The sequence below is a fragment of the Streptomyces sp. TN58 genome, assembly GCF_001941845.1.
GTDB lineage: Bacteria > Actinomycetota > Actinomycetes > Streptomycetales > Streptomycetaceae > Streptomyces.
On record NZ_CP018870.1, the window covers coordinates 6,614,458 to 6,637,447 of the forward strand.

Annotated in this window: 26 protein-coding genes and 3 pseudogenes; 9 read left to right on the top strand and 20 right to left on the bottom strand. The window is 69.8% G+C overall.

Annotation, left to right across the window (positions count from 1 at the left end):
- Nucleotides 1-11 precede the first annotated feature (11 nt).
- Complete coding sequence (locus tag BSL84_RS29785; protein WP_075971564.1) at nt 12-656, top strand: carbonic anhydrase; 645 nt, start codon at nt 12-14, stop codon at nt 654-656.
- A gap of 116 nt (nt 657-772) precedes the next feature.
- Here the strand turns inward: BSL84_RS29785 and BSL84_RS29790 are convergent, their stop codons facing one another.
- From BSL84_RS29790 to BSL84_RS29805, 4 genes are all read right to left on the bottom strand, one after another.
- The gene (locus tag BSL84_RS29790; protein ID WP_075971565.1) at nt 773-1,132 is read right to left on the bottom strand and encodes a DUF6256 family protein; all 360 of its coding nucleotides are present in this window, start codon (nt 1,130-1,132) and stop codon (nt 773-775) included.
- Between the two features lie 18 nt (nt 1,133-1,150).
- A complete protein-coding gene (locus BSL84_RS29795; protein WP_159393583.1) occupies nt 1,151-1,387 on the bottom strand; it encodes a DUF6186 family protein in 237 nt (78 codons plus the stop codon).
- A gap of 128 nt (nt 1,388-1,515) precedes the next feature.
- Entirely contained in the window at nt 1,516-1,644 is a 129-nt protein-coding gene (locus BSL84_RS37675; protein ID WP_324616556.1) for a hypothetical protein, read from the bottom strand.
- Nucleotides 1,645-1,792: 148 nt separating this feature from the next.
- On the bottom strand, nt 1,793-2,872 hold the full coding sequence (locus BSL84_RS29805) for a TerC family protein (RefSeq protein WP_075972304.1): 1,080 nt from the start codon (nt 2,870-2,872) through the stop codon (nt 1,793-1,795).
- 225 nt (nt 2,873-3,097) lie between these two features.
- Between BSL84_RS29805 and BSL84_RS29810 the strand changes: the two genes are divergently transcribed.
- Entirely contained in the window at nt 3,098-3,502 is a 405-nt protein-coding gene (locus BSL84_RS29810; protein ID WP_075971568.1) for a hypothetical protein, read from the top strand.
- A gap of 66 nt (nt 3,503-3,568) precedes the next feature.
- Here BSL84_RS29810 and BSL84_RS29815 read toward each other — a convergent pair whose 3' ends face one another.
- Both BSL84_RS29815 and BSL84_RS29820 read right to left on the bottom strand, forming a co-directional pair.
- Entirely contained in the window at nt 3,569-4,444 is an 876-nt protein-coding gene (locus BSL84_RS29815; protein ID WP_075971569.1) for a cytochrome c biogenesis CcdA family protein, read from the bottom strand.
- Between the two features lie 7 nt (nt 4,445-4,451).
- Nucleotides 4,452-5,024 carry a redoxin domain-containing protein gene (locus tag BSL84_RS29820; protein ID WP_075971570.1) on the bottom strand — a complete coding sequence of 191 codons (573 nt, stop codon included), beginning with the start codon at nt 5,022-5,024 and terminating at the stop codon, nt 4,452-4,454.
- A gap of 469 nt (nt 5,025-5,493) precedes the next feature.
- On the opposite strand from BSL84_RS29820, the gene BSL84_RS29825 reads away from it, so the two are divergent.
- A complete protein-coding gene (locus BSL84_RS29825; RefSeq protein ID WP_075971571.1) occupies nt 5,494-6,159 on the top strand; it encodes a class I SAM-dependent methyltransferase in 666 nt (221 codons plus the stop codon).
- A 269-nt stretch (nt 6,160-6,428) separates the two neighbouring features.
- Here the strand turns inward: BSL84_RS29825 and BSL84_RS36655 are convergent, their stop codons facing one another.
- From BSL84_RS36655 to BSL84_RS29860, 6 genes and pseudogenes are all read right to left on the bottom strand, one after another.
- Entirely contained in the window at nt 6,429-6,599 is a 171-nt protein-coding gene (locus BSL84_RS36655) for a hypothetical protein (RefSeq protein WP_199838761.1), read from the bottom strand.
- Between the two features lie 496 nt (nt 6,600-7,095).
- Nucleotides 7,096-7,227 (bottom strand): hypothetical protein, encoded by a 132-nt coding sequence (locus tag BSL84_RS37530; RefSeq protein ID WP_267894055.1) that lies wholly within the window; start codon nt 7,225-7,227, stop codon nt 7,096-7,098.
- A gap of 36 nt (nt 7,228-7,263) precedes the next feature.
- Nucleotides 7,264-7,356: pseudogene (locus tag BSL84_RS35000) on the bottom strand (twin-arginine translocase TatA/TatE family subunit); the annotation flags it as partial.
- A gap of 95 nt (nt 7,357-7,451) precedes the next feature.
- Nucleotides 7,452-8,033 carry a TerD family protein gene (locus tag BSL84_RS29840; RefSeq protein ID WP_075971572.1) on the bottom strand — a complete coding sequence of 194 codons (582 nt, stop codon included), beginning with the start codon at nt 8,031-8,033 and terminating at the stop codon, nt 7,452-7,454.
- 214 nt (nt 8,034-8,247) lie between these two features.
- Nucleotides 8,248-9,077, bottom strand: a pseudogene (locus BSL84_RS35005) (IS5 family transposase).
- Nucleotides 9,078-9,506: 429 nt separating this feature from the next.
- Entirely contained in the window at nt 9,507-10,082 is a 576-nt protein-coding gene (locus BSL84_RS29860) for a TerD family protein (RefSeq protein ID WP_075971574.1), read from the bottom strand.
- 221 nt (nt 10,083-10,303) lie between these two features.
- Here BSL84_RS29860 and BSL84_RS29865 point away from each other — a divergent pair, with 221 nt between their 5' ends.
- The 4 genes from BSL84_RS29865 to BSL84_RS29880 all read left to right on the top strand — a co-directional run bounded on the left by BSL84_RS29865 (nt 10,304) and on the right by BSL84_RS29880 (nt 14,064).
- Nucleotides 10,304-10,705: a BlaI/MecI/CopY family transcriptional regulator gene (locus BSL84_RS29865; RefSeq protein WP_075972305.1), complete on the top strand. Its 402-nt coding sequence runs from the start codon at nt 10,304-10,306 to the stop codon at nt 10,703-10,705.
- A gap of 5 nt (nt 10,706-10,710) precedes the next feature.
- Nucleotides 10,711-11,643: a M56 family metallopeptidase gene (locus BSL84_RS29870; protein WP_075971575.1), complete on the top strand. Its 933-nt coding sequence runs from the start codon at nt 10,711-10,713 to the stop codon at nt 11,641-11,643.
- A gap of 125 nt (nt 11,644-11,768) precedes the next feature.
- Nucleotides 11,769-12,656, top strand: coding sequence for a universal stress protein (locus tag BSL84_RS29875; RefSeq protein ID WP_075971576.1), 888 nt, complete (start codon nt 11,769-11,771; stop codon nt 12,654-12,656).
- 67 nt (nt 12,657-12,723) lie between these two features.
- Nucleotides 12,724-14,064 carry a hemolysin family protein gene (locus BSL84_RS29880; protein WP_079273505.1) on the top strand — a complete coding sequence of 447 codons (1,341 nt, stop codon included), beginning with the start codon at nt 12,724-12,726 and terminating at the stop codon, nt 14,062-14,064.
- A gap of 156 nt (nt 14,065-14,220) precedes the next feature.
- On the opposite strand, the gene BSL84_RS29885 is transcribed toward BSL84_RS29880, so the two are convergent.
- From BSL84_RS29885 to BSL84_RS29895, 3 genes are all read right to left on the bottom strand, one after another.
- Complete coding sequence (locus BSL84_RS29885) at nt 14,221-14,676, bottom strand: tellurite resistance TerB family protein (RefSeq protein WP_075971578.1); 456 nt, start codon at nt 14,674-14,676, stop codon at nt 14,221-14,223.
- Between the two features lie 104 nt (nt 14,677-14,780).
- A complete protein-coding gene (locus BSL84_RS29890; protein WP_075971579.1) occupies nt 14,781-15,803 on the bottom strand; it encodes a sporulation protein in 1,023 nt (340 codons plus the stop codon).
- Nucleotides 15,804-15,907: 104 nt separating this feature from the next.
- A complete protein-coding gene (locus tag BSL84_RS29895) occupies nt 15,908-16,126 on the bottom strand; it encodes a hypothetical protein (RefSeq protein ID WP_075971580.1) in 219 nt (72 codons plus the stop codon).
- Between the two features lie 386 nt (nt 16,127-16,512).
- On the opposite strand from BSL84_RS29895, the gene BSL84_RS29900 reads away from it, so the two are divergent.
- Both BSL84_RS29900 and BSL84_RS29905 read left to right on the top strand, forming a co-directional pair.
- Nucleotides 16,513-17,844 carry a hemolysin family protein gene (locus BSL84_RS29900; protein WP_075971581.1) on the top strand — a complete coding sequence of 444 codons (1,332 nt, stop codon included), beginning with the start codon at nt 16,513-16,515 and terminating at the stop codon, nt 17,842-17,844.
- On the top strand, nt 17,841-18,863 hold the full coding sequence (locus tag BSL84_RS29905; protein ID WP_075971582.1) for a hemolysin family protein: 1,023 nt from the start codon (nt 17,841-17,843) through the stop codon (nt 18,861-18,863). Before BSL84_RS29900 ends, BSL84_RS29905 begins: the two co-directional genes overlap by 4 nt.
- Nucleotides 18,864-19,174: 311 nt before the next feature.
- Here BSL84_RS29905 and BSL84_RS29910 read toward each other — a convergent pair whose 3' ends face one another.
- From BSL84_RS29910 to BSL84_RS29935, 5 genes and pseudogenes are all read right to left on the bottom strand, one after another.
- The gene (locus BSL84_RS29910; RefSeq protein ID WP_159393584.1) at nt 19,175-19,468 is read right to left on the bottom strand and encodes a hypothetical protein; all 294 of its coding nucleotides are present in this window, start codon (nt 19,466-19,468) and stop codon (nt 19,175-19,177) included.
- Nucleotides 19,456-20,162: pseudogene (locus tag BSL84_RS29915) on the bottom strand (serine hydrolase domain-containing protein). Before BSL84_RS29915 ends, BSL84_RS29910 begins: the two are co-directional and overlap by 13 nt.
- Before the next feature lie 392 nt (nt 20,163-20,554).
- On the bottom strand, nt 20,555-21,106 hold the full coding sequence (locus tag BSL84_RS29925; protein ID WP_075971586.1) for a transposase: 552 nt from the start codon (nt 21,104-21,106) through the stop codon (nt 20,555-20,557).
- A 39-nt stretch (nt 21,107-21,145) separates the two neighbouring features.
- Complete coding sequence (locus BSL84_RS29930; RefSeq protein WP_199838762.1) at nt 21,146-21,442, bottom strand: hypothetical protein; 297 nt, start codon at nt 21,440-21,442, stop codon at nt 21,146-21,148.
- 166 nt (nt 21,443-21,608) lie between these two features.
- A complete protein-coding gene (locus BSL84_RS29935; protein WP_075971587.1) occupies nt 21,609-22,826 on the bottom strand; it encodes an NAD(P)/FAD-dependent oxidoreductase in 1,218 nt (405 codons plus the stop codon).
- Between the last annotated feature and the right edge of the window lie 164 nt (nt 22,827-22,990).

Consider the following 22,990-nt stretch of genomic DNA (forward strand, 5'->3'; position numbering starts at 1 on the left):
ACCCTGCGGCCATGACTGACGCACCGCCGCTGACTCCGTCCGAAGCTTCCGAGCTGCTGCTGGCCGGCAACCATCGCTTCGTAGCGGGGACACCGCAGCACCCCAACCAGGACGCCGCGCGCCGCGCCGAGACCGCACCTGTCCAGCGCCCGTTCGCCGTGCTCTTCGGCTGCTCCGACTCACGGCTGGCCGCCGAGATCATCTTCGACCGGGGCCTGGGGGATCTGTTCGTGGTCCGCACCGCGGGCCACGTGGCCGGGCCGGAGGTGCTGGGCAGCATCGAGTACGGCGTGAACGTGCTGGACTGCCCGCTCGTCGTGGTACTGGGCCACGACTCGTGCGGCGCGGTCGCCGCCGCGCGTGCCGCCGTGGCCGACGGCATCGGCACCACCGGGTACGTACGCGACGTCATCGAGCGGGTCACCCGCAGCATCCTTGCCGCCCGCGCCGCCGGGCTCACCGCGGACGACGACATCATCGCCGAGCACATACGGCACACCGTGGACCTCCTTCTGGACCGCTCCCGGGTGCTCGCCGATCAGGTCACCGCCGGGCGGACGGCCGTGGTGGGCCTGTCCTACCGGCTGTCCGACGGCAGCGCCCGAGTTGTCACTGCCCGCGGTCTGCCGGTGGAGGCGCCTGCCTCAGGCGCCTGAACCGGGCGAACGGCAATCGGGGGGATGTTGGCGTGGGCTTCGTGACACGGTGCCAACTCCACAGCGTGACGCACGTTCGTTGGAGGTGACGCGGGAGTGTGCACGCGGCGTCTGCCTTAACCACGTCGGCGTGTGGCGAACCATGAGGCGAGGAAGAAGACGGGCAGGGCGACCGCTGTCAGCAGCATGGTGCCGGTGGCCGCGCTCCACAGGAAGCGGCCCCCAAGGTGGGCGACGCCCTGGTAGTAGCAGAGTGCCACCGTTATCAGCACCGCGTATCCACCGACCGCGGTGCCTACCACTTGGCGGACCAGTGCGAGCCAGCCGTGTCTGGCCCCGCCAGGAGCGAGCCGTCGCGCCGGCACCCAGGACCGCTCGGGGCGGCGGCGGAGCATGAGCAGACCCAGGCCGAGGTAGGTCATGACCATGGCATAGCCGGTGAGCATGAGAGTGATGTTGAGGGAGACCGGCAGCATGGTTTTCCCCGGCCGGTCTCAGGAGGGTTCTTGGAGCAGGAAGTGCCAGCCGCGTACGAAGGTGTGCCAGCCGAACCACAGCCACAGGGCGAACAGGGCCCAGCGGCCCACTGGGTAGCTCATGACGGCCCTGGTCGCGTCGCTGAGGGTGGGGAAGCCGTCGTCCGGCCGGAGCAGGCCGATGCCTTCCCACGCGAAGATCGCGCCGAACAGCGCGGCCCAGACCAGGTAGCCGATCACCGGATGTTCTGCCACTGCGCTGGCCGTCCTCTCGCGCCGTAACCGGAGTGGTCGGGTCGATCATCGGCCATGGCGGACCGCCTGCCCCGGACGCGCACCGCGCGTCGGTCAGGTCGGGCCGCCCTCGACGCCCGCCGTAGGGCCTACGGGTAGTGGTGGCGCGGGGTGTGCTCCGGGTATTCCGCGTACTCGGGGCAGTCCGGATTGCGGCAGGGACCCGGCTCCCACACGGGGACGAAGACCCCGAGTGTCTTGTGTCGTCGCTTGATCACGGTGTCGACGCGATGCTTGCAGGCCGGGCAGACAAGCACGCCTTGCGGCCCAGTCTCATGCTCGTTTTTACCCATTTTTTAATGATAGTCCGTGATGGGAGGTGGCAGTGGGCTTGGGCAGCTATCTGCCGACGTACGGGCATGGGGTTCAGTGCGCCGGCCGGGGCGGGTCATCGGGTCGCTCATCCCGCTCAGCCTCGGAGTCTGGGTCGCCCCTGGGGGTGGAGGTGTCCGGGTCCGCGAGGGCTGCGGACCGTTCTTCCCTGCCGGCGCCGTCGGCCGCCTGGGCTGCGTGCGTGGCGGGCCGGCGCATGCTGAGGACGATGGATACGGCGAGGACGGCGGCGATGACGGCCAGGCTGACCGGGGAGGGGATCTCGGGGATCGCGGGGCTGATCATCTTGTGGGATGCCTGGAGGATGAGTTTGACGCCGATGAAGGAGAGGATCACCGCGAGGCCGACGTTGAGGTAGTGGAACCGGTCCAGGAGGCCGGAGAGCATGAAGTACAGGGCGCGCAGGCCCAGGATGGCGAAGGCGTTGCTGGTGTAGACGATGAAGGCGTCGTCGCTGACGGCCAGGACGGCGGGGACGCTGTCGACGGCGAAGATCAGGTCGGCTGCCTCGATGGCGGCGACCACCGCGAGGAGCGGGGTGCCCACGCGCTTGCCGGCTTCCCTGACGAAGAACTTGGCTCCGGCGTATTCGTCCCGGACGGGGATGATCCTTCGCAGCATCCGCACGGCGAAGCTGTTGCCCGGGTCGAAGGTGTCCTCCTCTTCCTTGAGGAGCTTGTAGGTGCTGTAGAAGAGAACGGCGGCGAAGGCGAACAGGACCGCGGTGAAGCGGCTGACCACAGCCACGCCGAGGGAGAGGAAGATCCCGCGGAAGACGAGGGCGCCGATGACGCCGAAGAACAGGACGCGGTGCTGGTAGGCGCGGGGGACCTTGAAGTAGCCGAAGATCACGGCGAAGACGAACAGGTTGTCGACCGACAGGCTCTTCTCCAGCAGCCAGGCGGTCGTGTACTCGGTGCCGGCCGTCGTACCGAGGACGAGGAAGACGACGGCGCCGAAGATCAGCGCGAGGCTGACCCACAGGCCGCTCCAGGCGGCGGCCTCCTTGAACCCGATGACGTGCGCGCTGCGGTGGGCCAGCAAGTCCACCGCCAGCGACACCACCACCGTCGCGGCGAAGGCTGCCCACAGCCAGAGCGGGACTTCAAGCACGTCGGCCACTCTCCCCGCGGCCGGTACCAGAAAACGCCGGCCCTTCACAGCAGTCTGCGGCATGTCACCCCACACGGCGCGGCAGCGCCGGCCGTGTAGCACCCGACCCGCGAGGGAGTCTCGGCCGCCGGACGTCCTGCAATGTGTCCTGCGCGGGAAGCGCGGACAGGCGGACGGGGGGCATGCTTCCAGTAGGGGCGGGGGAGCCGGGCAAGGAGGTGTGCGATGACCCGACCCCACCATTTCCACCTCGATGCCGTGGGCCACTCGCTGACCGTGAACATCCACGCCGGTCTCCACGGCGATGCCGAGCTGCTGGTGGACGGCAAGGAGACCGGCCGCACGGAGGTGTACGGGAACCGGCCCTTGATCATGTCCGGTGAGCTGCCGACCGGTCCTCCCCGGCAGCTCAGTGTGCGGATCATGCCCGGACCCGGGGCGCCTCGGTGTGCGGCGGTGATCGACGGCAAGGAGCAGTGGATGTCCCCCCCGCGCATTCTGAGCAAGGCACCGTCGCGCCGCGGACCTGCCGAGCTGGGTGTTGCGGGCGGGCCGTCGGGCGGCTCGTCGATCCGATCTCTGGCACGGCGGCAGCCCAGGTCATACGTGAGCGTCACGGCGGCGCCATGATGGCCGAACATCGCTACGACCAGTCCTTGCCAACCCCCCTGTGCGGCGTCGGCGCAGAACCGGCGTTCAGGGAGTCCGCGCGGGGCCGGAGGTGCCTTGGGCTCGCCGGCGTCGCCGGCGTCCCACGACCACGCCTGCCAGAATCAGCGCCGTGAACACTGCGGCGATCACCAAGATCCCCGCGGAATCGAGCACCTGGCTGATCCACCGCTGTATCGCCCCAGCTCCGTCCACGACGGGGTCGGTGCTGTCTCCACCGCGCAGGACGCGGATCTCGTACCAGCCGTAGTAGGCGACGTAGGCGCCGGCCAGAAGGAGCAGTCCACCTCCGAGGCGGGGAGCGAGTGCGCCAAATCGCCGCATCCGGGTGACAGCGGTGGAGCGGGTGAGGGCGACGGTAAGGGAGGCCGCGCCGACGATCAGGCCCATGCCCGCGCTGTATGCGGAGAACAGGGCGATGCCGCCGCCCGTGGAACCGGTGCGGAACGCGGAGACGACGATGGCGAGGAACGGGGCGATGGTGCAGCCGAGCGAGGCGGTGGCATAGGCCATGCCGAACAAGGCCATGGACGGCAGAGACCGCGTCACTTTGGGGGCGCGGCGCAGCTTCGGTGCCGGTGAGGGCAGTTGCCGGCCCGCGAGCAGCCAGGCGCCTGCCGTGGTGAGGAGGATGCCGAAGGCGATGGTGAACCAGGGCAGGTGCTGCTGTATCTGGCCGGCTACGGGCAGGACGGCGAGCCCGAAGATGCCGAAGAGGGCGGCGAAGCCCGCGGTGACGGCGGCGGTTGCGGCCAGGGCGCGGCCGACGGCGACCGTCTTGGTGGGCGAGTCGTCGCCGAGGACGAGGAGGGAGAGGTAGGCGGGCAGCAGGGCGAAGCCGCAGGGGTTGACGGCGGCGAGCATGCCGGCGGTGAGCGCGAGGGCTATGGGAAGGTCGTTCATTGCGCGGTCAGCCAGTCAGTGCGGCGAGCTTGTCAGCGAGGCCCTTGCCGCCGGGAAGAACGCCGGTGTAGGTGGTCTTGCCGTCCTTGTCGAGGATCACGTACGTGCTCTGTTCGGTGATCTTGAATCGCTTCCAGATCTCGCCCTTCTCGTCGGACAGGTGAGGGAAGGCAGCGGTGTCGGTGTCGGAGACGAAGTCGCGCATGGCGGCGTTCTTGTCGAGCCCGGCGACACCGACGACGTTGGCCCTGCCCGCCGTGGCGGCGGCGACCGTCGCGGTCTCCGCCGCCTGGGCACGGCACTTGGGGCACCACGGTGCCCAGAACCAGAGCACGGTAGGCTTCCCCGCGAGCGTGGCGGCGTCGAAGGAGGCTCCGTCGATGGTGGTGCCGGTGAAGCGCAGCACGTCGGGCACGCTCGGGGAGGCGGCCGGGCCGCTGCCCGCTGCGGAGGTGCCGGCGGGCGTGGCCGTTACGGTGCCGGTATCGGAGGTCGCGGCAGGGTTGCCGTCCGAGCCGCAGCCGGTCACGGTGAGCAAGGCGGCGGCCACGACGGCCGGAAGGGTCGTACGGGCACGCATGTCTACTCCCAGGAATCGGCTCTGGGCTCTGAATGTAGATCCACCAGCCCGGAGGCGGGCGGGGTGAGTGCTTACGGTTCGGTGACATCATCCCGCTTCGTCTTTCAGCCGCTCGGGGGCGAGGACCGTGATGTGGCCCGGCGGAGGAGCCACGCCCCACACAGGACTGGCCAGCGCCTGGGCACTGCTGGCCAGACAGTAGCCGCCCCAGACGCCGACACCCGGTGCGCCGCCCCGCGGGGGCGGGACCGGGCCGGGTGCCGAGTCCCTGGAGAGGGGGTTCATCCTCGGGCCGTGCTCGAGGGCGTGCCCGCTGCCCGGGCGATGGCGGCGAACGTCAGTCCGGCCAGGAGCCCGAAGACCAGGTGGGCGCCGAGGCTGGACGCGGTGCCCCAGCTGGTAAGGCCGGGCTCGTGATGGCTCCGGACACCTCGGCACCGGCTGGGATCCGAGCAGAGGCGTCGCCCCGGTGACGGACCGCGATCGAGATCTGGCGGGCGCACAGCGGCGCCACTGGCAGGACACGTACACCTCTCATCCCGGCATGTACGGCGAACAGCCGTCAAGCGCGGCGCTCTATGCCTCGGCGTTCTTCCGTGCGGCAGAAGCGCGGGAGGTTCTGGAGCTCGGTGCCGGGCACGGCCGCGACGCCCTCTACTTCGCCCGCGCCGGGTTCGCCGTCCAGGCGACCGACTTCAGCAAGACCGGGCTGGAGCAGCTGGTGGCGGCCGTCCGGGAGCTGGGCGTCGCCGATCGGATCACCACCATGGTCCATGACGTGCGCGAGCCGCTGCCGCTTCCGGACGACGCCATGGACGGGGGCTTCGCCCACGTGCTGCTCTGCATGGCCCTGTCTACCGAAGAGATCCATCAGGTGGTCGGCGAGGTACGCCGTGTGCTGCGGCCGGGTGGGGCGTTCCTCTACACCGTCCGCCATACCGGGGACGCCCACTACGGCGCGGGCAGCTTCCACGGCGACGACATCGACGAGCACGGCGGATTCGCCGTGCACTTCTTTCCCCGCCGTCTCGTCGACGCCCTCGCCGAGGGCTGGGTCCTGGAGGAGGTCCATCCCTTCGAGGAGGGTGACCTGCCCCGCCGGCTCTGGCGCGTCACCCAAACGCTGCTCCCGTGAGCGTCTTCGGCGGAAGCGGGCACTGCGACTCGGGTCGGAAACGGGACCGCGGGCGCGGCGTGGCAGACGAGTCCCGCCAGCACCGATGCTGTCTCATAGGAGCACCGGTAGGGTGTCGCGGCCGATCCGAACAGCGGGCGCGGCGGCCGTCTCCTCCTCCCTCGAAGCATCAGTCACGTCGCCCGAGGGCGGGGAGACGGCGCAGGAGCCCGCGAACCGGGGCCGGGGCCAGGGCGGTGCGAGGCTGCGTCCGCCTCACGTGCTGACGGCTAGGAGCGGTCGACTCCGCTGCCCAGGATGCCGACACCGGTCACGAGCATGGTTATGCCGGTGGCGAGGACGGGGAGGCCGGGGCCGGGCAGGACGTAAAGCGCGGCGCCTGCCATGGTGGTGATGGCCCCGATGAAGGCCAGGATGATGGCGGCCCAGGTCTGTGACATGCTCCCCTCCGCTGGCGGCGCGGTGGACTTTCGTGGGGGGACCGTATACCCGTTCAGCGGATGTCGCTAAGACGCCGGAGCGGGCGCCGAAGCATCGAGGCCGTGTGAATTGGCTCCGGGGCAGGCGCGGCATTGTCTGCCGGCCAAGGGTGGTCACGGGTCCTGCTGGTCGTTCTGGTCGCGGGAGTTACGGAACGCCATGCGGTAGGCGGCAAGAAGAGCCAGGGCGCCGCCGCCGACGGCCCTCCAGGTGGCGATATCGAAGTGGGGTTTCGACTTGCTTGGCGAAGACCTGATCCGATATTCAGCCGCCCGCGAAGGCGCCGACGACGCTGATGACCGTGCGGCCGGTCTCGTCGTCGGCGTCCGTTGCGGGCAGGAGGAGTTGGGTTATGGCCCCCAGCCAGCAGGCCGAGGGTCGGCCAGGTGATCAGACGCATGGCAATCCCCCGGGGTGTGGTCGCTGCGGCCTGCCCGTCCCTGGAGGAGACGAGGGTCAGCGCCGCGGGGTGTCGGTGCGGGATTCCGGCGCGGGGTGCGGGCTGATCACGGCGTCGGGTTCGACGACCCGCTTCGGGCCGTCGCCGACGTGCTCGCCGGCGGCCTGGGGCGCCGGGTCGTTCTTCATCGCCCGTGCCTCGCTCTTGAGGATACTGGCCGACTACCCCATCGAGCGTGCGAGTTCGGGCAGCTTCTTGGCCCCAAGGACCAGGATGACGATGATCAGGATGATCGCTATCTCACTGATACCGAACATGGCGTGCTGCCCTCCTGGGCTGATACGGCCTGCGGTCCTGCGCCCCCGCCCTCGTGGTTCCGGGCGTGGCACCCACGGCATGAATTCGCTGGTGGTTACAAGTGGGAGGCGATGGCGGGCAGGAGATCCTGGAAGGTGCGGCCGTTGGCCGGCTCCCCGATCGCGGACATGCTCCACGCCTGCCCGGAGCGGTGGACCTTGGCCATGACCTGTGCGGTGTAGTTGCCGCCGCCGGAGAGGGTGTAGCGGGCCAGCTCCTGGCCGCTGGTGTCGTCGATGAGGCGGCAGAACGCGTTCTGTACGTCCGTGAAGGTCTGCCCGGTGAAGGAGTTGACCGTGAAGACGATCTGATCGACGTGCACCGGCAGCCGCTGGAGGTCCACCAGGATCGACTCGTCGTCCCCGCCCTGCCCGGCGCCGCCAACCCGGTTGTCGCCGGTATGGCGCACCGAGCCGTCCTTGCTGACCAGCTGCTGGAAGAACACCACGTCCACCAGCTCCTTGCCCGCGAACAAGACGGCCGAGGCGTCCAGGTCGATCTCCCGGGCAGTCATCCGGGCGAGGAATCCCTTACGCGGGGCGGACTGCCAGCCCAGCCCCATGCGCACCACGGTCAGGGTGCCCCCGCCGGGCTTCTCCAGGCTGATCCGCTGGCCCTTGTCCAGGTTGATCCCCACTGGTGTCCTCCAGATGCTGGCTCGTCGATGTATGCCTTCGCGTAGCCGCGTTGGCGGCCACCGCGATGAATCTACAGCACTGTAGAAGCCTGGAGGGTGCGTCTCGCGAGCGAGCAGCGCTACCCGGTCAAGGGCGCGTCAGTGCCGGGCCCGGAGCAGGGGGCGGGTGAACTCCGCACTGACGTGTCCGGGGCTAGGAGTTGTCGTCAAAGTGTCACGCCCACATCAGGAGCGACGCGAGGGTGACGGCTGCTTGGTAGGACTGGGCGGTCTTGTCGTACCTGGTCGCGATGCCGCGCCACTGCTTGAGCCGGTTGAAGCACCGTTCCACCACGTTGCGGCGCTTGTAGACCTGTTTGTCGAAGGCCGGCGGCCTGCCTCCCCGGCCGCCTCGCCGGGTCCGGTTGCGGACCTGGTCGGACCGTTCAGGGATCGTGTGCGTGACGCCGCGCCGCCGCAGCCAAGTACGGATGGCCTTCGAGCTGTAGCCCTTGTCGCCGATGACGTGGTCGGGCCTGATGCGCGGTCGACCCGGCCCGATCCGGGGCACCCGTATCGCGTCCATCACGGCGGTGAACTGGGTGCAGTCGTTGGTGTTCCCGCCGGTCAGGACGAACGCGAGGGGGCGGCCCGCCCCATCGCAGGCCAGGTGAATCTTGCTGGTCAGTCCGCCGCGGGACCGGCCGAGGGCCGGGCTGCGGAGCCCCCTTTTCGGGCTCCGGCCGCGTGCTGGTGGGCACGGACAACGGTGGAGTCCACCGACACCAGCCACTCGATGTCGCCTGCCGCGTCCGCTTGCGCCTGCGCGGCCTGGAGCATCCGCTCGAAGGTTCCGTCCGCCGCCCACCTGCGGAAACGGGTGTGGAGGCTGGCCCACGACCCGTACCGGTCGGGCACGTCCCGCCAGGCGACCCCGGTCCGAAACTTCCACACGATCCCGTTCAGGATCGTCCGGTCGTCCAGCCGCGGCCGCCCCAACACGGGCCGAGGCAGCAACGGCTGCACGAGTTCCCACTCAGCGTCCGACAGTTCATGGCGACGTATCACCCAACCATGATCCACAATGCAAGATCACTTTGACGACAGGCCCTAGGGCGGCCGGCAGTCTGCTCCTGGGCTGCGGACGGCTCGGCCGCTGCCTGGCCTGTGCCGACGCGCGCGGATGCTGGAGGTACGCGTGCTCGGTGCCGGCCGCGGCGGCGATGGTGGCGGCCCCCTGGAGCGCGTGCGTGTACAACTCGCCTGCGCTTGCGGATGTTCCGACGCGGGAGAGGGTGGTGCGGATGCCGGGGGTGTTCAGCGCCTGGTGCGCCACGAGCTCGAAGTCGCCCCGGTCCTCCGGTTTGAGGCCGGCGGCTGTGTTCACTGAAGTTCCCCCGGATCGGGTGAAGTCGCTGCGGTCGCTTGAGCTGAGTGGAGCGGGGCGGGCCGGGTCAGGGGCCGGCCCGCCGCGCACGGCGGCGTGGTGGTGTGTCAGACCCCGACGCCGAAGTCGGCGGCGATTCCGGAGAGGCCGGAGGCGTAGCCCTGGCCGACCGCGCGGAACTTCCACTCGGCGCCGCTGCGGTAGAGCTCGCCGAAGACCATCGCGGTCTCGGTCGAGGCGTCTTCGGAGAGGTCGTAGCGGGCGATCTCCGTCCCGCCGGCCTGGTTGACGACGCGGATGAACGCGCCCCTCACCTGGCCGAAGCTCTGGCTGCGGGCTTCGGCGTCGTGGATGGAGACGGGGAAGACGATCTTGTCGACGTCGGCGGGCACGGTGGCGAGATTGACCTTGACGACCTCGTCGTCCCCCTCGCCCTCACCGGTGAGGTTGTCGCCGGTGTGCTCGACGGAGCCGTCGGGGCTCTTGAGGTTGTTGTAGAAGACGAAGTGCTGGTCGGAGGGGACCTTCCCGGACGCGTTCACCAGCAGGGCGCTGGCGTCGAGGTCGAAGTCGACCCCGGTGGTCGTCCGGATATCCCAGCCCAGGCCGACCAGCACGGCGGTCAGGCCCGGGGCCTCCTTGCTCAACGAGACGTTGCCGCCCTTGGACAGACTCACACCCATGTCGTGGCTCCCATTCGGTATTCCCGCGGCCCGGCTGGCACGCCGTACCGTCGGATCAAGGTGAATCTACAACACTGTAGAAATATATTGGTGGGTGTTCGGCCGGTGTGGCGGATTCGCGGGGCCGGGCTGCGCGCGGGCCGTCGAACCATAAGCCGGTGATCAGTACGATGAACCGCCACGCCGTGTCGGGTGAGGCAATAGGGCGGGAGGTTGACGGCATGACGGTGAAGGACATGAGCGGTGCTGACCCGTCCCGCCGCCGGGCGCAGGGTGAACTGGAGAGCCAGGTGCTCACGGCGCTGTGCCAGGCGCCGGGGCCGGTCACGGCGGGCTGGGTCCAGGAGCGCCTGGGCGGCGGCCTGGCCTACACAACGGTGATGACGATCCTGACCCGGCTGCAGGCCAAGGGCGCTGTGGCAAGGGAGCGGGTGGGCCGGTCGTTCGAGTGGATGGCGGTTGCCGACGAGGCCGGGCTGGCAGCTTTGCGGATGCGCAAGGTCCTGGACGCCGAGAGTGACCGGCAGGCTGTCCTGGCCAGCTTCGTGACCGCTCTCACGCCTGGGGACGAGCAGCTGCTGCGTGAATTGCTGGGCAAGGCGTCCGAGGCTGGGGAAGGCTGAGGGGCATGGGGATCTTCGTGTTCCTGCCGCTGGTGCTGCCGTTAACGGCGTGGCCGATCGCGCGGCTGGCGGGGCATCATCTGCACCCGCGTACCGGGACGTGGCTGCTGACCGGCGCCGCGGCGGTGCTGGCGGTGTGCAGCACGCTGTGCCTGGCGTTGCTGATGGTGGTGGGGACCGCGCAGCTGCCCGGCAATCCGTTGCCGGACGGCTGGTCCGATCCTGAGGTGCGCGAAGCGGTCCCGTACGACGAGCTCGCCGGCAAGGCCGCCATCCCCGCCCTCCTCGCGGTGATCGCCTCGTGTACGTCGGCGGCGTGGCGCCACCGGCGGGTGCGCCGGCGCAGCTGGCGTGCGCTTGCCGGGCTGCCCGCCACGCCGGTGGCCGTGCTGCCCGACGAGGCTCCGTACGCCTATGCGCTGCCCGGCTCGCGCCGTGACCGGGTTGTGGTGAGCACGGGAATGCTGGCTGCGCTGACTTCCCGCGAGCGCCGGGCGCTGTTCGCGCACGAGCGCGCCCACCTCACGGGAGGCCACCACCGGTTCCTGCTGGCCGTGCAGCTCGCCGCCCGCGCCAACCCGTTTCTGCGGCCCCTGCGGTCGGTGGTGGCCTACACCGCCGAGCGGTGGGCCGACGAAGAGGCCGCCGCCAAGGTCGGCAGCCGCCGTACGGTGGCGGTGGCGATCGGCAAGGCGGCGCTGATCAGTCGCGGCGCCCCGCTGGCCACGCTGCCCGCGTTCGCGGCGGCGGGGCCAGTGCCCAGCCGGGTCGCCGCGCTGCTGGAGCCCGCCCCGCTCTCCAGCCGCTGGCCGTCGGTATTCACTGCGGTGGGCATGGCCACGTGGGGTGCGGCGGCCGGCACCACGGTGTCCGCACTGTCATCGGCGAACTCCGCAGTCACCCTGTTCTTCATCCTCCACGCCGCCACACCCCTGTGACCTGGGACAGCGGTGCCTGACCCGGCTGCTACTTGTGGCGCGGGGGAGGCATGCGGGAGAAGCTGGGAAGACACGAAGCGTGCCCAGCCCCGGCAGAGGGGCTGCGGATGAGGAGAGGCGGGGCGATGCCCGGTCCGGTCGTGGTCGGGGTGGACGGCTCGCCCTCCGCCATGGCCGCCGTGGACGCCGCCGCCCGGGAGGCACTGTTCAGAGGCGCCGAGCTGCACGTGGTCCACGCCTTCATCTGGCCCGCCATGCACGTCCCGCCCGGCGCCTCGCCTCTCGGGCCGCCCGCCGGGGGCGTGCGGGAGGGGGTCGAGCACCTGCTCCACGAGGCCGTCGACCGGGCCCGGTTTGCGGCCCCGGGAGTGCGGGCCGCCAGTGCGGTGATGCCCGGTGAGGCGGTAGCGGCCCTGGAAGCGGAGTCACGGACCGCGCAGCTCATCGTGGTGGGCCACCGCGGTTCGGGGGGCATCAGAGAGCTTCTCCTGGGATCGACGGCCGTCCACCTTGCCGCGCACGGCCACTGCCCGGTGATGGTCGTACGCGGCCGGACCGAACCCGAGGGGCCTGTGCTGGTGGCGGTGGACGGCTCCCCCCAGGGCCGGGAGGCGATCGCGTTCGCGTTCGCCGAGGCCCAGCTGCGGGGCAGCGAACTGGTGGCCCTGCACGCCTGGACCACGTGGAGCGATCACGGCGAGAGCGGCCCGGGCCATCCCGTGGAACTGGTGGACATGATCGGTGACGTGGAGCAGATGCGGGCGGCGGAGGAGCGGCTGCTGGTCGAGGCGCTGTCCGGGCACCGTGAGCGGTACCCGGAGGTGACCGTACGCCCCCGGGTCCTTCGGGGTCGGACCCGGCCGACGCTGATCGAGGCGAGCGAGAGGGCCCAGCTGATCGTGGTGTGCGCGCGCGGACGTGGCGGATTCGCCGGACTGCTGCTGGGCTCGGTCGGCCAGGCCGTCCTGCACCACGCCAACTGCCCCGTCACCGTGGTGCGCTCGGGCCTGTGACGCCCATCCGCACCGGGCAGCAGGGCCAGAACGCAGCCATGGAGCGGAGGCTTGGGCCGTGAACTACATGTGGGATCTCGCCCTCATCGCCGCGCTGATCGTGCTCAACGCCCTATTCGCGGGCACCGAGATCGCCCTCATCTCGCTGCGCGAAAGCCAGCTCCGCAAACTACGCCGCCGAGGAGGCGCCGGCGTCGCCCGCCTCGCCCGCCTCGCCGCGGACCCCAACCGGTACCTGGCCACGATCCAGATCGGCATCACCCTGGCCGGCTTCCTAGCCTCCGCCACAGCGGCCGTTTCCCTGGCCGAGCCGCTTGTACCGCTGCTCGCGTTCACCGGCCGCGCCGCCGAACCGCTCGCCATCGCCCTGGTGACGCTGGTGCTGACGTTCGTCACCCTGGTGGCCGGCGAGCTGGCGCCCAAGCGCCTGGCGATGCAGTTCGCCCAGCGGTGGTCCCTGATCGCCGCAACCCCCCTGGACATGCTCGCCACCGCTTCCCGCCCGGCGGTGTGGACGCTGAGCCACTCCACGAACCTGCTCGTCCGCCTCCTCGGCGGCGACCCACGCGCCGGAAAACAGCAGCCCACCCCGGAAGAACTACGGGATATGGTCATCAGCCACCGCGGCCTGACACCCCAACAGCGCACCATCATCTCCAGCGCCCTGGAGATCCACGAGCGCACCCTGCGCGCCGCGCTCGTGCCCCGCAGGGCGGTGTTCACCCTCTCCGCATCGATGCCCGCCGCTCAGGCCCGTACCGAACTGGCGAACTCAGGACACTCCCGCGCCCCCGTCCTGGCCGCCGGCCGATTCGAGGATGTCGTTGGCGTGGTCAATCTTCGCGATGCGACCACCAGTGCAGATGACACCCCGGTGGCCGAGCTGGCCCAGCCGGCGACCGTCTTCACCGACTCCATGAAGATCTCCGATGCGCTGCGGGACTTCCGTGCCAACCGGCAGCAGTTCGCGCTCGTCGTCGACGAACACGGCTCCATCGAGGGGATCGTCACTATCGAGGATCTCCTGGAGGAGATCGTCGGCGAGATCTACGACGAGACCGACCGCGACATCGCCACCGTGGTCCCGCAAGAGGACGGCTCGTTCCTCGTCCCCGGATCGTTCCCCGTCCACGACCTCCCCGACATCGGCGTCGAACTCGACGACCTCGCCGAGGACGGCCACTTCACTACCGTCGCCGGGCTCATCGTGCACAAGCTGGGGCGCATCCCCAGCAGCCCCGGAACCCGCATCCTGGCAGGCGAGTGGATCATCGAAGTCATCGTGACCGACCGCAACGCCATTACCGAGGCGCGGCTGAGCCCGGCCGCCCGGCACCGAGACCGGCCCACCCAGGACGACCCCCCGGAAGACCAAACCGGTCCCGGCCCGCGGCGCGACTCAAGCTGACGCCAGGGGTGACCACGCGTGGGCGAGCGTGGTGCCGGCCATTCCACGCCGACAGCGACGACAGAGCCGTTTCCGCCCCTGCCCGGTCTCCTCACAGGATGCCTGCCCTGCGCCTGCGAGGCCGCGGTGCCAGGCGCATACGGCCAGGTCCGTGTGCTAGAGGTCGAATTCGTGGGGCGGGAGGTCGAGGGTGTAGCAGGCTTCGCGGACGACGGCCTGTTCGGTCTTGTCGAAGTCGCCGTCAGCGCCGCCGATGACGATGCCGATCTGGATGACGGCGCGGGCCTCGGCAGGCTTCTTCTTCGCCTTGGCGATCTCCTGCAGGATGCTGACCTTGCCGAACTCGAAGTCGGCGGTGAGGGTGTTGAGGTAATCGTCGAAGCGCTTCTGCAGATCGGCGGCCGGGAAGTTCTGCAGAACCTCGTTGGTGGCGATCAGGTGGGCCACCCGCCGGCGCTCGGAGTCGTCGATCGTGCCGTCTGCCGCGGCAACGAGGGCACACATGGCCATGCTTGCGTCGCGGAACGCACCGGACTTCAGTTCGTTCTTCTTCGCCTCGAGCTGCGTCTGCATCTGCTGGGTGGATTGCTTGAAACGGTCCCACAGGGCCATGCCAACTCCAGGGGTCGCAAGGGTGTCCGGGCCGAGGACGGACGGAGTCGGCCCGGACAGTTCATCTACACTACTGTAGAAGTTGCCGGTGGGTGACGGAGCCGCTACGCCTCCTCGTCGCCGCTCTCGTCCTCGTCGGCCTCGAAGAAGTCGCCGATCTCGTCGACGGCCTCGGCCGCCGCCACCATCCCGCCGACCACCCCGACCGCGAGTCCGGCCGCGCCGACAGCGACCACCGTGCCCATGCCCGGCCCGGACCGGTGACCGCCATGGTGCCCGTAGTCGCCCTTGTGGCCGTGGGCGTCGTGCCCGCTGCCGTGCCCGTAGGGACTGTGGGCGGTATGGGCCGCGCGGGCGCTGTGCGCGTCGATGAGCTGGCTGATCCAGGAGCCGACCACGGCATTCCAGTCCCGGTGGGCCGCGCCCTCGTGGCTGACCACGTGGCGGCCCAGCACGTCGTGGCCTGCGAATAGGCCCCCGCGCTTGTCTGCCTCTAGGACGACCTCCAGCCCGTCCGGGTTCGCCAGGAAGGTCACCTCGATCTCGCTGACCTGGTGGGCGTACTGCGGGGCGGGGGTGAGCTCGATCTCCTGGTAGAAGGGCAGCTGCTGGCCGGTGCCACCGATGTGCCCCAGTTCAAGGTCGGCGGAATTGAAGCCGAAGCCGAGCTGCCCGAACGCCTCCAGGATCGCCTCCTGGGCCGGCAGCGGGCCCACGGTGAGCTGGTCGAGGTCGCCCTTGTCCTTGGCCCCGGCGATGCCGAGCTCGGTCCGTACGCCGAGGACGATGCCGAGCGGCTGGCCGTGCAGCTGGGTGATCGGGGTCTCCCAGTGCAGCGGGACCGCGAACGGTACGTTGCGCTGCTTCGCCTCGGCGAGGCGGAAGTCGCCGCCGATGAGAAAGCGTTCGAAGGAGATGATGCCCTCGTCCTGCCCTTCGTGCGTCTCGGCCTCGACGCGGGCGGCGAGTTCGAGCGTGATGTGCTCGATGTCGAAGTCGGCCCGGCCGCCGGTGAGGCGGACTTCACCGGTCAGGGTGCCGCCGGGCACCGCGGTGGTCAGGTCGAGAACCGTGTCTACGGCGGGGCCGCCGACACCCATCGAGCCGAGCAGGCGCTTGAACACCATCGCGGCGTTCTCCTTCGTATGCGTCGCGTTGTGATCTCTTTGCGGTGCGCGCGACGGCGCCGCGAGACCAGGTCCAGCCCGCGGCACCGCGCACGCGCGAGGCGTTACTTCGCCGCGTCCAGGGCCGCGAGGGCCTGCGCCCAGCGGACGTACTTCAGCTCGGCGAGCTCGGCGACGGTCGTGACGCCGAACGCCTCCTTGAGCAGCTCACCGTCACGGTCGGAGACACCCTTGAGGGCCCCCACCGGGGCGGCCAGGATTTCGGGCAGGCTTTTGTCCGCCCATGCCTTGTCCAGCACCTTGTCCAGATCGATCGAAGCCACGTTCTGTTCCCCTCCTGACTCCACGCGCGCCCGATGGGCGTGCGTACACGCGTCTGGGCAGCACGGAATACCCCGCCCCGCCCTGGCGCTATCTACAAGCATGTAGAAGCATAGGAGCAGCGCGACCACTGTCGAGTGCGTGGGCGATGGTTGGGTGGGAAAGTCCGAAAAGACCATCCTTCCCGCCGTGTGAAACGTCACTGGCCAGGGGCTTTACTGCTCCTTTACAGTCGTCGTGCGGATACTTGAAACCGCCCTGTGCGCGGACCACGCGCCAGTCAGCCCGAGAGAAGAAGGAGCAGCAGACCCGCAATGGGTGAACCTCCCAGTCCCAGCCGTGCCACACCTTGCCCGCAGATCTTTGAGCCGGGAGCGGGGGTGGCACGGTGACCGAAGTCCTGCTGCTGCTTCTCGCGCTGGCTCTGACGCTGGCGTGCGCGGTGTTCGTCGCCGCCGAGTTCTCGCTCACCACCGTCGAGCGCAGTGAGCTCGAGCGTGCCGCCGCTGCCGGCGAGCGGGGCGCCGAGGGCGCCCTGAAGGCCGCCAAGCGCCTGACCTTCCAGCTCTCCGGGGCCCAGCTGGGCATTACCGTGACCTCGCTGGTGATCGGCATGCTGGCCGAGCCGTCTGTGTCCGCTCTGCTGCGTGGACCGCTGGAGGCCGTTAGCCTGCCGGCCGGGGCGGTTTCCACAACCGCGACCCTGCTGGGTGTCGCGATCTCGACCGTCGTCCTGATGGTGGTCGGCGAGCTGGTGCCGAAGAACTGGGCGATCTCCCGCCCGCTGGCCGTCGCGAAGGTCGTGGCCGGCCCGCAGCGTGGCTTCACGGCCGCGTTCGCGCCGCTGATCCGGCACCTGAACAACACCGCGAACCGCCTGGTACGCCGTTTCGGGCTGGAGCCCGCGGAAGAGCTGGCCTCCGCCCGTACGCCGCAGGAGCTGGTGGCACTCGCCCGGCACTCCGCCCGCCAGGGCGCGATCGAGGCCGACTCGGCCGAACTGTTCGTCAGGACCCTGCACCTGGCCGAGCTGACCGCCGAGAACGTCATGACCCCGCGCGTCGACGTCAAGGCCCTGGAGGCCCACGCCACCGCCGCCGACGCCGCGAACCTGACCCTGGCCACCGGCCTGTCCCGCTTCCCCGTCTACAAGGACACCCTCGACGAGGTCATCGGCACCCTCCACATCCGCGACGTCCTCGCCCTGGACGAGGAGAAGCGGACCATGGTCCCAGTGACTGACCTGATGACCGAACCCCTGCTCATACCGCACTCCCTGCCCGTGGACACCCTGCTGGGCCGGCTCCGCAAGGCCCGGACCATGGCCGTCGTCATCGACGAGTACGGCGGCACCGCGGGTGTGGCGACCGTCGAGGACATCGTGGAAGAGGTCGTCGGCGAGGTCCGTGACGAGCACGACCCGATGGAGGTCCCCGACCTCCTCGCAGCCCCCGACCAGGACGGCCGCACAGCGTGGGAGGCAGACGGAAGCGTCCGCCTCGACCAGCTGGAGGAAATCGGCTTCACACCACCAGAGGGTCCCTACGAGACGCTGGCCGGCCTGATCGCCACCCGCCTTGAGCGGATCCCCCTGGCCGGCGACACCCTGGACGTGGACGGCTGGGAGCTCACTGTCCTCGACGTCGAGCACCACCGCGCCGACCGGGTGGCAATCACCGCCCCGGCCGCCGCGACGATCTCCCAGGAGGAGGCCCGATGACCGCGATCCAGCTGCTGATCGGCGCCTTCACCCTGATCACCAACGCCTTCTTCGTCGGCGCCGAATTCGCGCTGATCTCCGTACGCCGCAGCCAGATCGAACCGGCCGCGGCGAAGGGCAACCTCCGCGCGAAGACTACCCTGTGGGGTATCGAACACCTCTCCGCGATGATGGCCACCGCCCAACTCGGCATCACCGTCTCCTCCCTGGTCCTCGGCGCCGTCGCCGAACCGGCCATCGCGCACCTGCTGGAGCCCCCGTTCCACGCCATCGGGGTGCCCGAGGGGCTGATCCACCCGATCGCCTTCGTCATCGCGCTCACCCTGGCGACGTACCTGCACATGCTCGTCGGCGAGATGATCCCCAAGAACATCGCGCTCGCCGCACCCGCGCCGACCGCCCTCCTCCTCGGCCCGCCCCTGGTGGCCCTCACCCGGGCCCTGCGCCCGTTCGTCTTCGGCATCAACGCCTTCGCCAACGCCCTGCTGCGACTGCTGAAGGTCGAACCGAAGGACGAGGTCGGCTCCGTCTTCACCGACGACGAACTCGCCCGCCTCGTCAAGGACTCCAGCGCCGCCGGCCTCCTCGGCCTCGACGACGGCGAACGCCTCCAGGACGCCCTCGAACTCGGAACCCGCCCCGTCGGCGAAGTGATGGTGCCCCTGGACCGGATCGTCACCGTCGGCCACGACATCACTCCCAAGGGCCTGGAACGGGCCGCCGCCGACCACGGCTTCTCCCGCCTCCCGGTCACCCAAGACGGCAGGGAGATCCTGGGCTACCTGCACATCAAGGACGCCCTCGGCGCAGCCGACCGCACAGCCCCCTTCCCGCGCACGGCGCTGCACCCGATCGTCAAGGTCGCCATCGACACCCCGCTCGACGACACCATGACCGCCATGAGGGCCGCCGGCACCCACCTCGCGGCAGTCACCGGCACCAAGGGCACCGTCATAGGCTTCGTCACCATGGAGGACCTCCTCGACGAACTCGTCGGCGCCGCGGCCGACGGAGCCTGACCGTCACAGACCGGTGGCCGGCACCCCGCCGCGCGTGCGGGTGCCGACCATCGGCACAACACGAAGCAGCCAGCCCGGGCGGCGTCCTGTTCGAGCCCCCATACCGGCTCGATGGATCTCCCCACCCAGGCCGGTGCAACCCGTCCGCCTCGCCGGCCAGGTTGATAGGGGCGAGTTCAGGGGGCGAGCAGCGGACGAAGGTTTGCGTCTGATCTCTTCGGCCTGCACCTGGGTGACCACGAGGCCGGGGATAGCCGGGTGGTCGTTGATCCAGGTCCCCCCCCCGGGCGGCTACCGCGAAATGGCGCAAATTATCTGGTTGCCACCGGATTGACACTGCTGACTTCCGCCGCGTCGCGTTCGGCCCGCTCGACGCGGCCCTGCCGTCGCAGACTCGTCAGCGCCCGGATCGTCATACCCGCCCGCAGCGGCGCGAGCACCAGAGCGAGCGCCGCCACAACGACGAGCAGCCACCCCGCATCCGGCACGAACAACAACGCCACTTTCAAGTTCCCGCCCATCTGCTGGGGGAGGACGATGCAGGCGGCCGCGGCAGTCAACAGGCAGAGAGCCATCGCCGCGACACCGCCGATCACGATCCGCAAGGCGCCGCGACGCAGTCCGCGTTGGGGTGTACGACACGGAATGCCGACCATCCGACAGCCGTGGCGAGCGCAGCCGCAACCGTGCCGAGCGGCACCAGGATCCACGTCAGCCACGAGTCCTCTTGGGCCGACCGGGCCTCGGCACCGAGCAGGATGCGGGCGACACCGAACGCGGTGTTGTTGCGCCGGTTCTCCTTGGCGAGCCCGGCGGCGTTGTACTGCACGACGACCGCGAGGTCGTGATCGGACAACAGGACCACGATGCCGTGGTAGCCGGGGGTCGCCCCCGAGTGCCGCACCATCCGCTCGTCCAGTCCGTCCACTTCGTCGTCGCGCCAGCCGAAGCCGTAGCGATGGCGGTCGTGGACGGAGACCGCGCCCTGGTGCATCTGCCGGAAGCCGTCCCGGGACAGCACGCCCCGTCCACATCCCGTCAGTTGAGCAGATGCGAAGGCGCGCAGGTCCTTCAGGGTGGCGCCCAAATAGCCGTACGGCACACCCGAGGCGTCGTACCCGAAGTCGAACTTCTTCGGCTGACCGAAGAAGAACCGGTGCCGGGAGCGAGCGTGGCACGCTCGGCCTCCTCGCTGTTGGTGAGCGCGCCGTCCATGCCCAGCGGCTTCAGCACGTTCTCCCTCAGCTGCTGACCGAACGGCTTTCCGGTGACCTCCTCCAACAGCGCCCCAAGCAGCATGTAATTGGCGTTGCTGTACTCGTGCCGCTCACCGGGCGCCGCGGACAGCGACTCTCGCCCGTCGGACACTCTGAGGACGGCCAAGCCCGTGGCAGGCGCGGGACCGGGCTTGTTACCGTTCGTCAACTCGAAGCATGCCAGGAGCGCGGCACCCCACCCCTGTGAGAGCACCGCCCTCGATGGTCGGCGAACCCAGCACCGTTGCCAGGATCCCCAGCGACCTGCAGCACGCGCGTCCTGGAGCCGTCGCCGCCGCCCGCACGGCCCTCGCGTAGCCACCGAGCTGTGTCCTGCCTGTGTCCGGCGTTGCGATCTGTCACGTGAGCTGCGAGGAAAGGGTATCGAGCGAGCCGTTCAGCCCCGACCACCAGGTTTCGGGAAGCCCAGGATCCTCACGTACGAGGGCGCCCTTCGCCGACTGGCTGGGCGGTGACCAGCTCCAGCTCATCGGTCCGCCAGATCACCGGCTCACCTGCCTCGCGCCGCGCCCTGGTACCACTGGGGGTGACGTCCGGCTGGTGCCAGCTGTCGGGCTTGGCGAAGGTGAGGACGCCGCCGTGCCGGCGGGGCCGCCCGCCCTTGGGCCCTGAGCGGCCGGGGCCCGGGTCGCGGAGCATGGCGCGGTCCGAGCGCAGTCGTCCGAGCGGCACGACGGGCAGGTCCCGCAGGGAGTGGGAGAGGTAGGCGACGTCGTAGCCGGCGTCCATCACGATCAGGATCCCGGGGTCGCCCGGCATCCAGTGCCCCGCGTCGACCAGGCGTTCGACGACCTCGCGGAGCTGGGCGGCGGTGACCAGTGTCGCGTCGTCCGCCGGGGCCGAGCCGCACGGCGTCCAACAGCCGGCACCAGGAGGTGCGGCCTGTTTCCAGGGTAGCGACGAAGGAGTACGGCCAGCCCCGGGATCCTTACCGCAGTCGCCGCGTCCGTAGACGTGGCAGAACAACCGGTCGTCGCTGGTGGGAGCGTCGGGGCGGCCAGTTGCTCACGTCCACGGCCAGTACGATCCGTCCGTCGGCCGCCTTCGGTAGCGGCAGGCCGGCCAGAACGCGTCGCAGACGCCTCGGTTCGATCCCGCTGCGGTCCAGCCCCGCATACAGGGCGCGCCGTGTCCGCGCCGATGCTCGACCGTCAGCGACAGCTCGACCAGGGTGTTCACCGGCCCGTCCGCACACAGCACCGCGTCGGTGTGCTCGAAGAGCACGTCAGCCCGGGCATACTGGCAGTCGTAGAACTCGACACAAAAGCGGGAGAACACACCCAACGCCTCGCGTCCGGACACGTCGGCAGACAGACTCATACACAGCGGCCGTTCTCCGGTACTTCGTGACCAGACATCTCGAAGCGTGGAGAACGGCTGCCTCCGCCGTCCCGGAAAACACGGCAGATCAGCAGGTCGGGTGACGAACGAGGATAAACGCCAAGCTTAGGCGGCGTCAGGCCTGGTGTTACATGCGTTCCTGCATGTGTCCGAAGAACTCCTCTGGGCGCGTCACGCCGGCCGTCACCCGGGCGAACTCGTCCTGTGCCGAGCGGCTGCGGGAAACGGCGAGGAGGAGTTCCTGCATCGCGGGGGGCGGTGGTTCCAGCGTGGCGAAGTCGGCCGTGAACTCGTACATGCTCATGACCTCGGAGTCCCTCGTCTCCTGGCAGGCCCGCATGGCTTCGTCGAAGGGCCGTCGGCCGACGAGCACGTCGTCGAGGGCCCGGGTGCACCGTTCCGCATCGCGGAAGGCGTCCTGGATGCCCTGCGCGGTGATGGGATCCTTGAGGTATCCGGCGTCTCCGACGAGGATCCAGCCGGGACCGTAGGGCTTGCGGAAGTAGTTGGGGATGGCCATGCCGACGAACCGCTCGGTCCGAGTGGCTTTCGAGATCCGTTCGGCGAAGGCCGGCGCGCGGGCCAGGACGGCGTGGTAGTTGCCTTCGACATCGTCGCGGTTGGCCTCGAAGTCGCGCATGGGCCAGGCGCAGATGACCAGCGTCTGGTCGTCATTGGTCGGCCATGCGGCGAAGGCGCGGTCCTCGCGGTCGTACGCCTCGAACGCCCCGTTCATCGGCAGACCGGCCCAGTAGGCGTAGTAGTAGGCGTTGATCTTGGGCTTCTCGGCGTAGCCCGTGGCGTCCGTCGCCCTCGCGACGGACGAGTGGACTCCGTCCGCGCCGACTACGATCCGGGCGTGCTCCGTGGCCGTCCTGCCGTCCTTGCCGTGCCCTTTGATGCCGATGACCGTACCGCCGTCGAACAGGATCTCCTCGACGGTGAATCCCTCGCGGACCTCGGCGCCCGACTCCGCGGCGGCGTCGACCAGGATCTTGTCCAGGACCGTGCGGCGCGGGGCGTAGGAGACGTCGAAGCCCTCACCGGCAGGAGAGCCGACGATGACGAAGGGGCCGAGATCGAACGCGTAGGTATCGATGGCGGGGCAGCCCGTATCGACTACGCGGTCCAGCAGTGCCCAGCGTTCGAGCGCAGCCAGGCCGGGCGGATGGATCAGGTGGGTGGAGATCGTGTCGCTCGGGAAGATCGCCCGGTCGACGAGGAGGACCCGGTGACCAAGGCGGGACAGGAGCATGGCGGTCGGGGCTCCTGCGCACCGTGCTCCGACGACGATCACGTCGTGGCGGTGGGTTTCGGCACCGGACGCGCTGGCTGTGCTGGTCATGGACCTCACCTGCCCATCGAGCACACCGCCTGGCGGAATCGTCTGCGGGCGGCCGCGGCGGTGCGCCTCTATTCACGTTAGCCCAGGCCCGCCCCCCTTTCTCATCGAGCCGTGAACGACTGCTCCGGCCGGTTGCCGCGGGCCGAGGGCTACGGCACCATCCC

Coding starts and splice junctions, on each gene's coding strand:
- BSL84_RS29785 (WP_075971564.1), top strand. CDS start 12: ATGACTGACGCACCGCCGCTGACTCCGTCCGAAGCTTCCGAGCTGCTG.
- BSL84_RS29790 (WP_075971565.1), bottom strand. CDS start 1,132: ATGCTGCCGGTCTCCCTCAACATCACTCTCATGCTCACCGGCTATGCC.
- BSL84_RS29810 (WP_075971568.1), top strand. CDS start 3,098: ATGACCCGACCCCACCATTTCCACCTCGATGCCGTGGGCCACTCGCTG.
- BSL84_RS29815 (WP_075971569.1), bottom strand. CDS start 4,444: ATGAACGACCTTCCCATAGCCCTCGCGCTCACCGCCGGCATGCTCGCC.
- BSL84_RS29820 (WP_075971570.1), bottom strand. CDS start 5,024: ATGCGTGCCCGTACGACCCTTCCGGCCGTCGTGGCCGCCGCCTTGCTC.
- BSL84_RS36655 (WP_199838761.1), bottom strand. CDS start 6,599: ATGTCACAGACCTGGGCCGCCATCATCCTGGCCTTCATCGGGGCCATC.
- BSL84_RS37530 (WP_267894055.1), bottom strand. CDS start 7,227: ATGAAGAACGACCCGGCGCCCCAGGCCGCCGGCGAGCACGTCGGCGAC.
- BSL84_RS29860 (WP_075971574.1), bottom strand. CDS start 10,082: ATGGGTGTGAGTCTGTCCAAGGGCGGCAACGTCTCGTTGAGCAAGGAG.
- BSL84_RS29865 (WP_075972305.1), top strand. CDS start 10,304: ATGACGGTGAAGGACATGAGCGGTGCTGACCCGTCCCGCCGCCGGGCG.
- BSL84_RS29870 (WP_075971575.1), top strand. CDS start 10,711: ATGGGGATCTTCGTGTTCCTGCCGCTGGTGCTGCCGTTAACGGCGTGG.
- BSL84_RS29875 (WP_075971576.1), top strand. CDS start 11,769: ATGCCCGGTCCGGTCGTGGTCGGGGTGGACGGCTCGCCCTCCGCCATG.
- BSL84_RS29880 (WP_079273505.1), top strand. CDS start 12,724: ATGTGGGATCTCGCCCTCATCGCCGCGCTGATCGTGCTCAACGCCCTA.
- BSL84_RS29885 (WP_075971578.1), bottom strand. CDS start 14,676: ATGGCCCTGTGGGACCGTTTCAAGCAATCCACCCAGCAGATGCAGACG.
- BSL84_RS29890 (WP_075971579.1), bottom strand. CDS start 15,803: ATGGTGTTCAAGCGCCTGCTCGGCTCGATGGGTGTCGGCGGCCCCGCC.
- BSL84_RS29905 (WP_075971582.1), top strand. CDS start 17,841: ATGACCGCGATCCAGCTGCTGATCGGCGCCTTCACCCTGATCACCAAC.
- BSL84_RS29935 (WP_075971587.1), bottom strand. CDS start 22,826: ATGACCAGCACAGCCAGCGCGTCCGGTGCCGAAACCCACCGCCACGAC.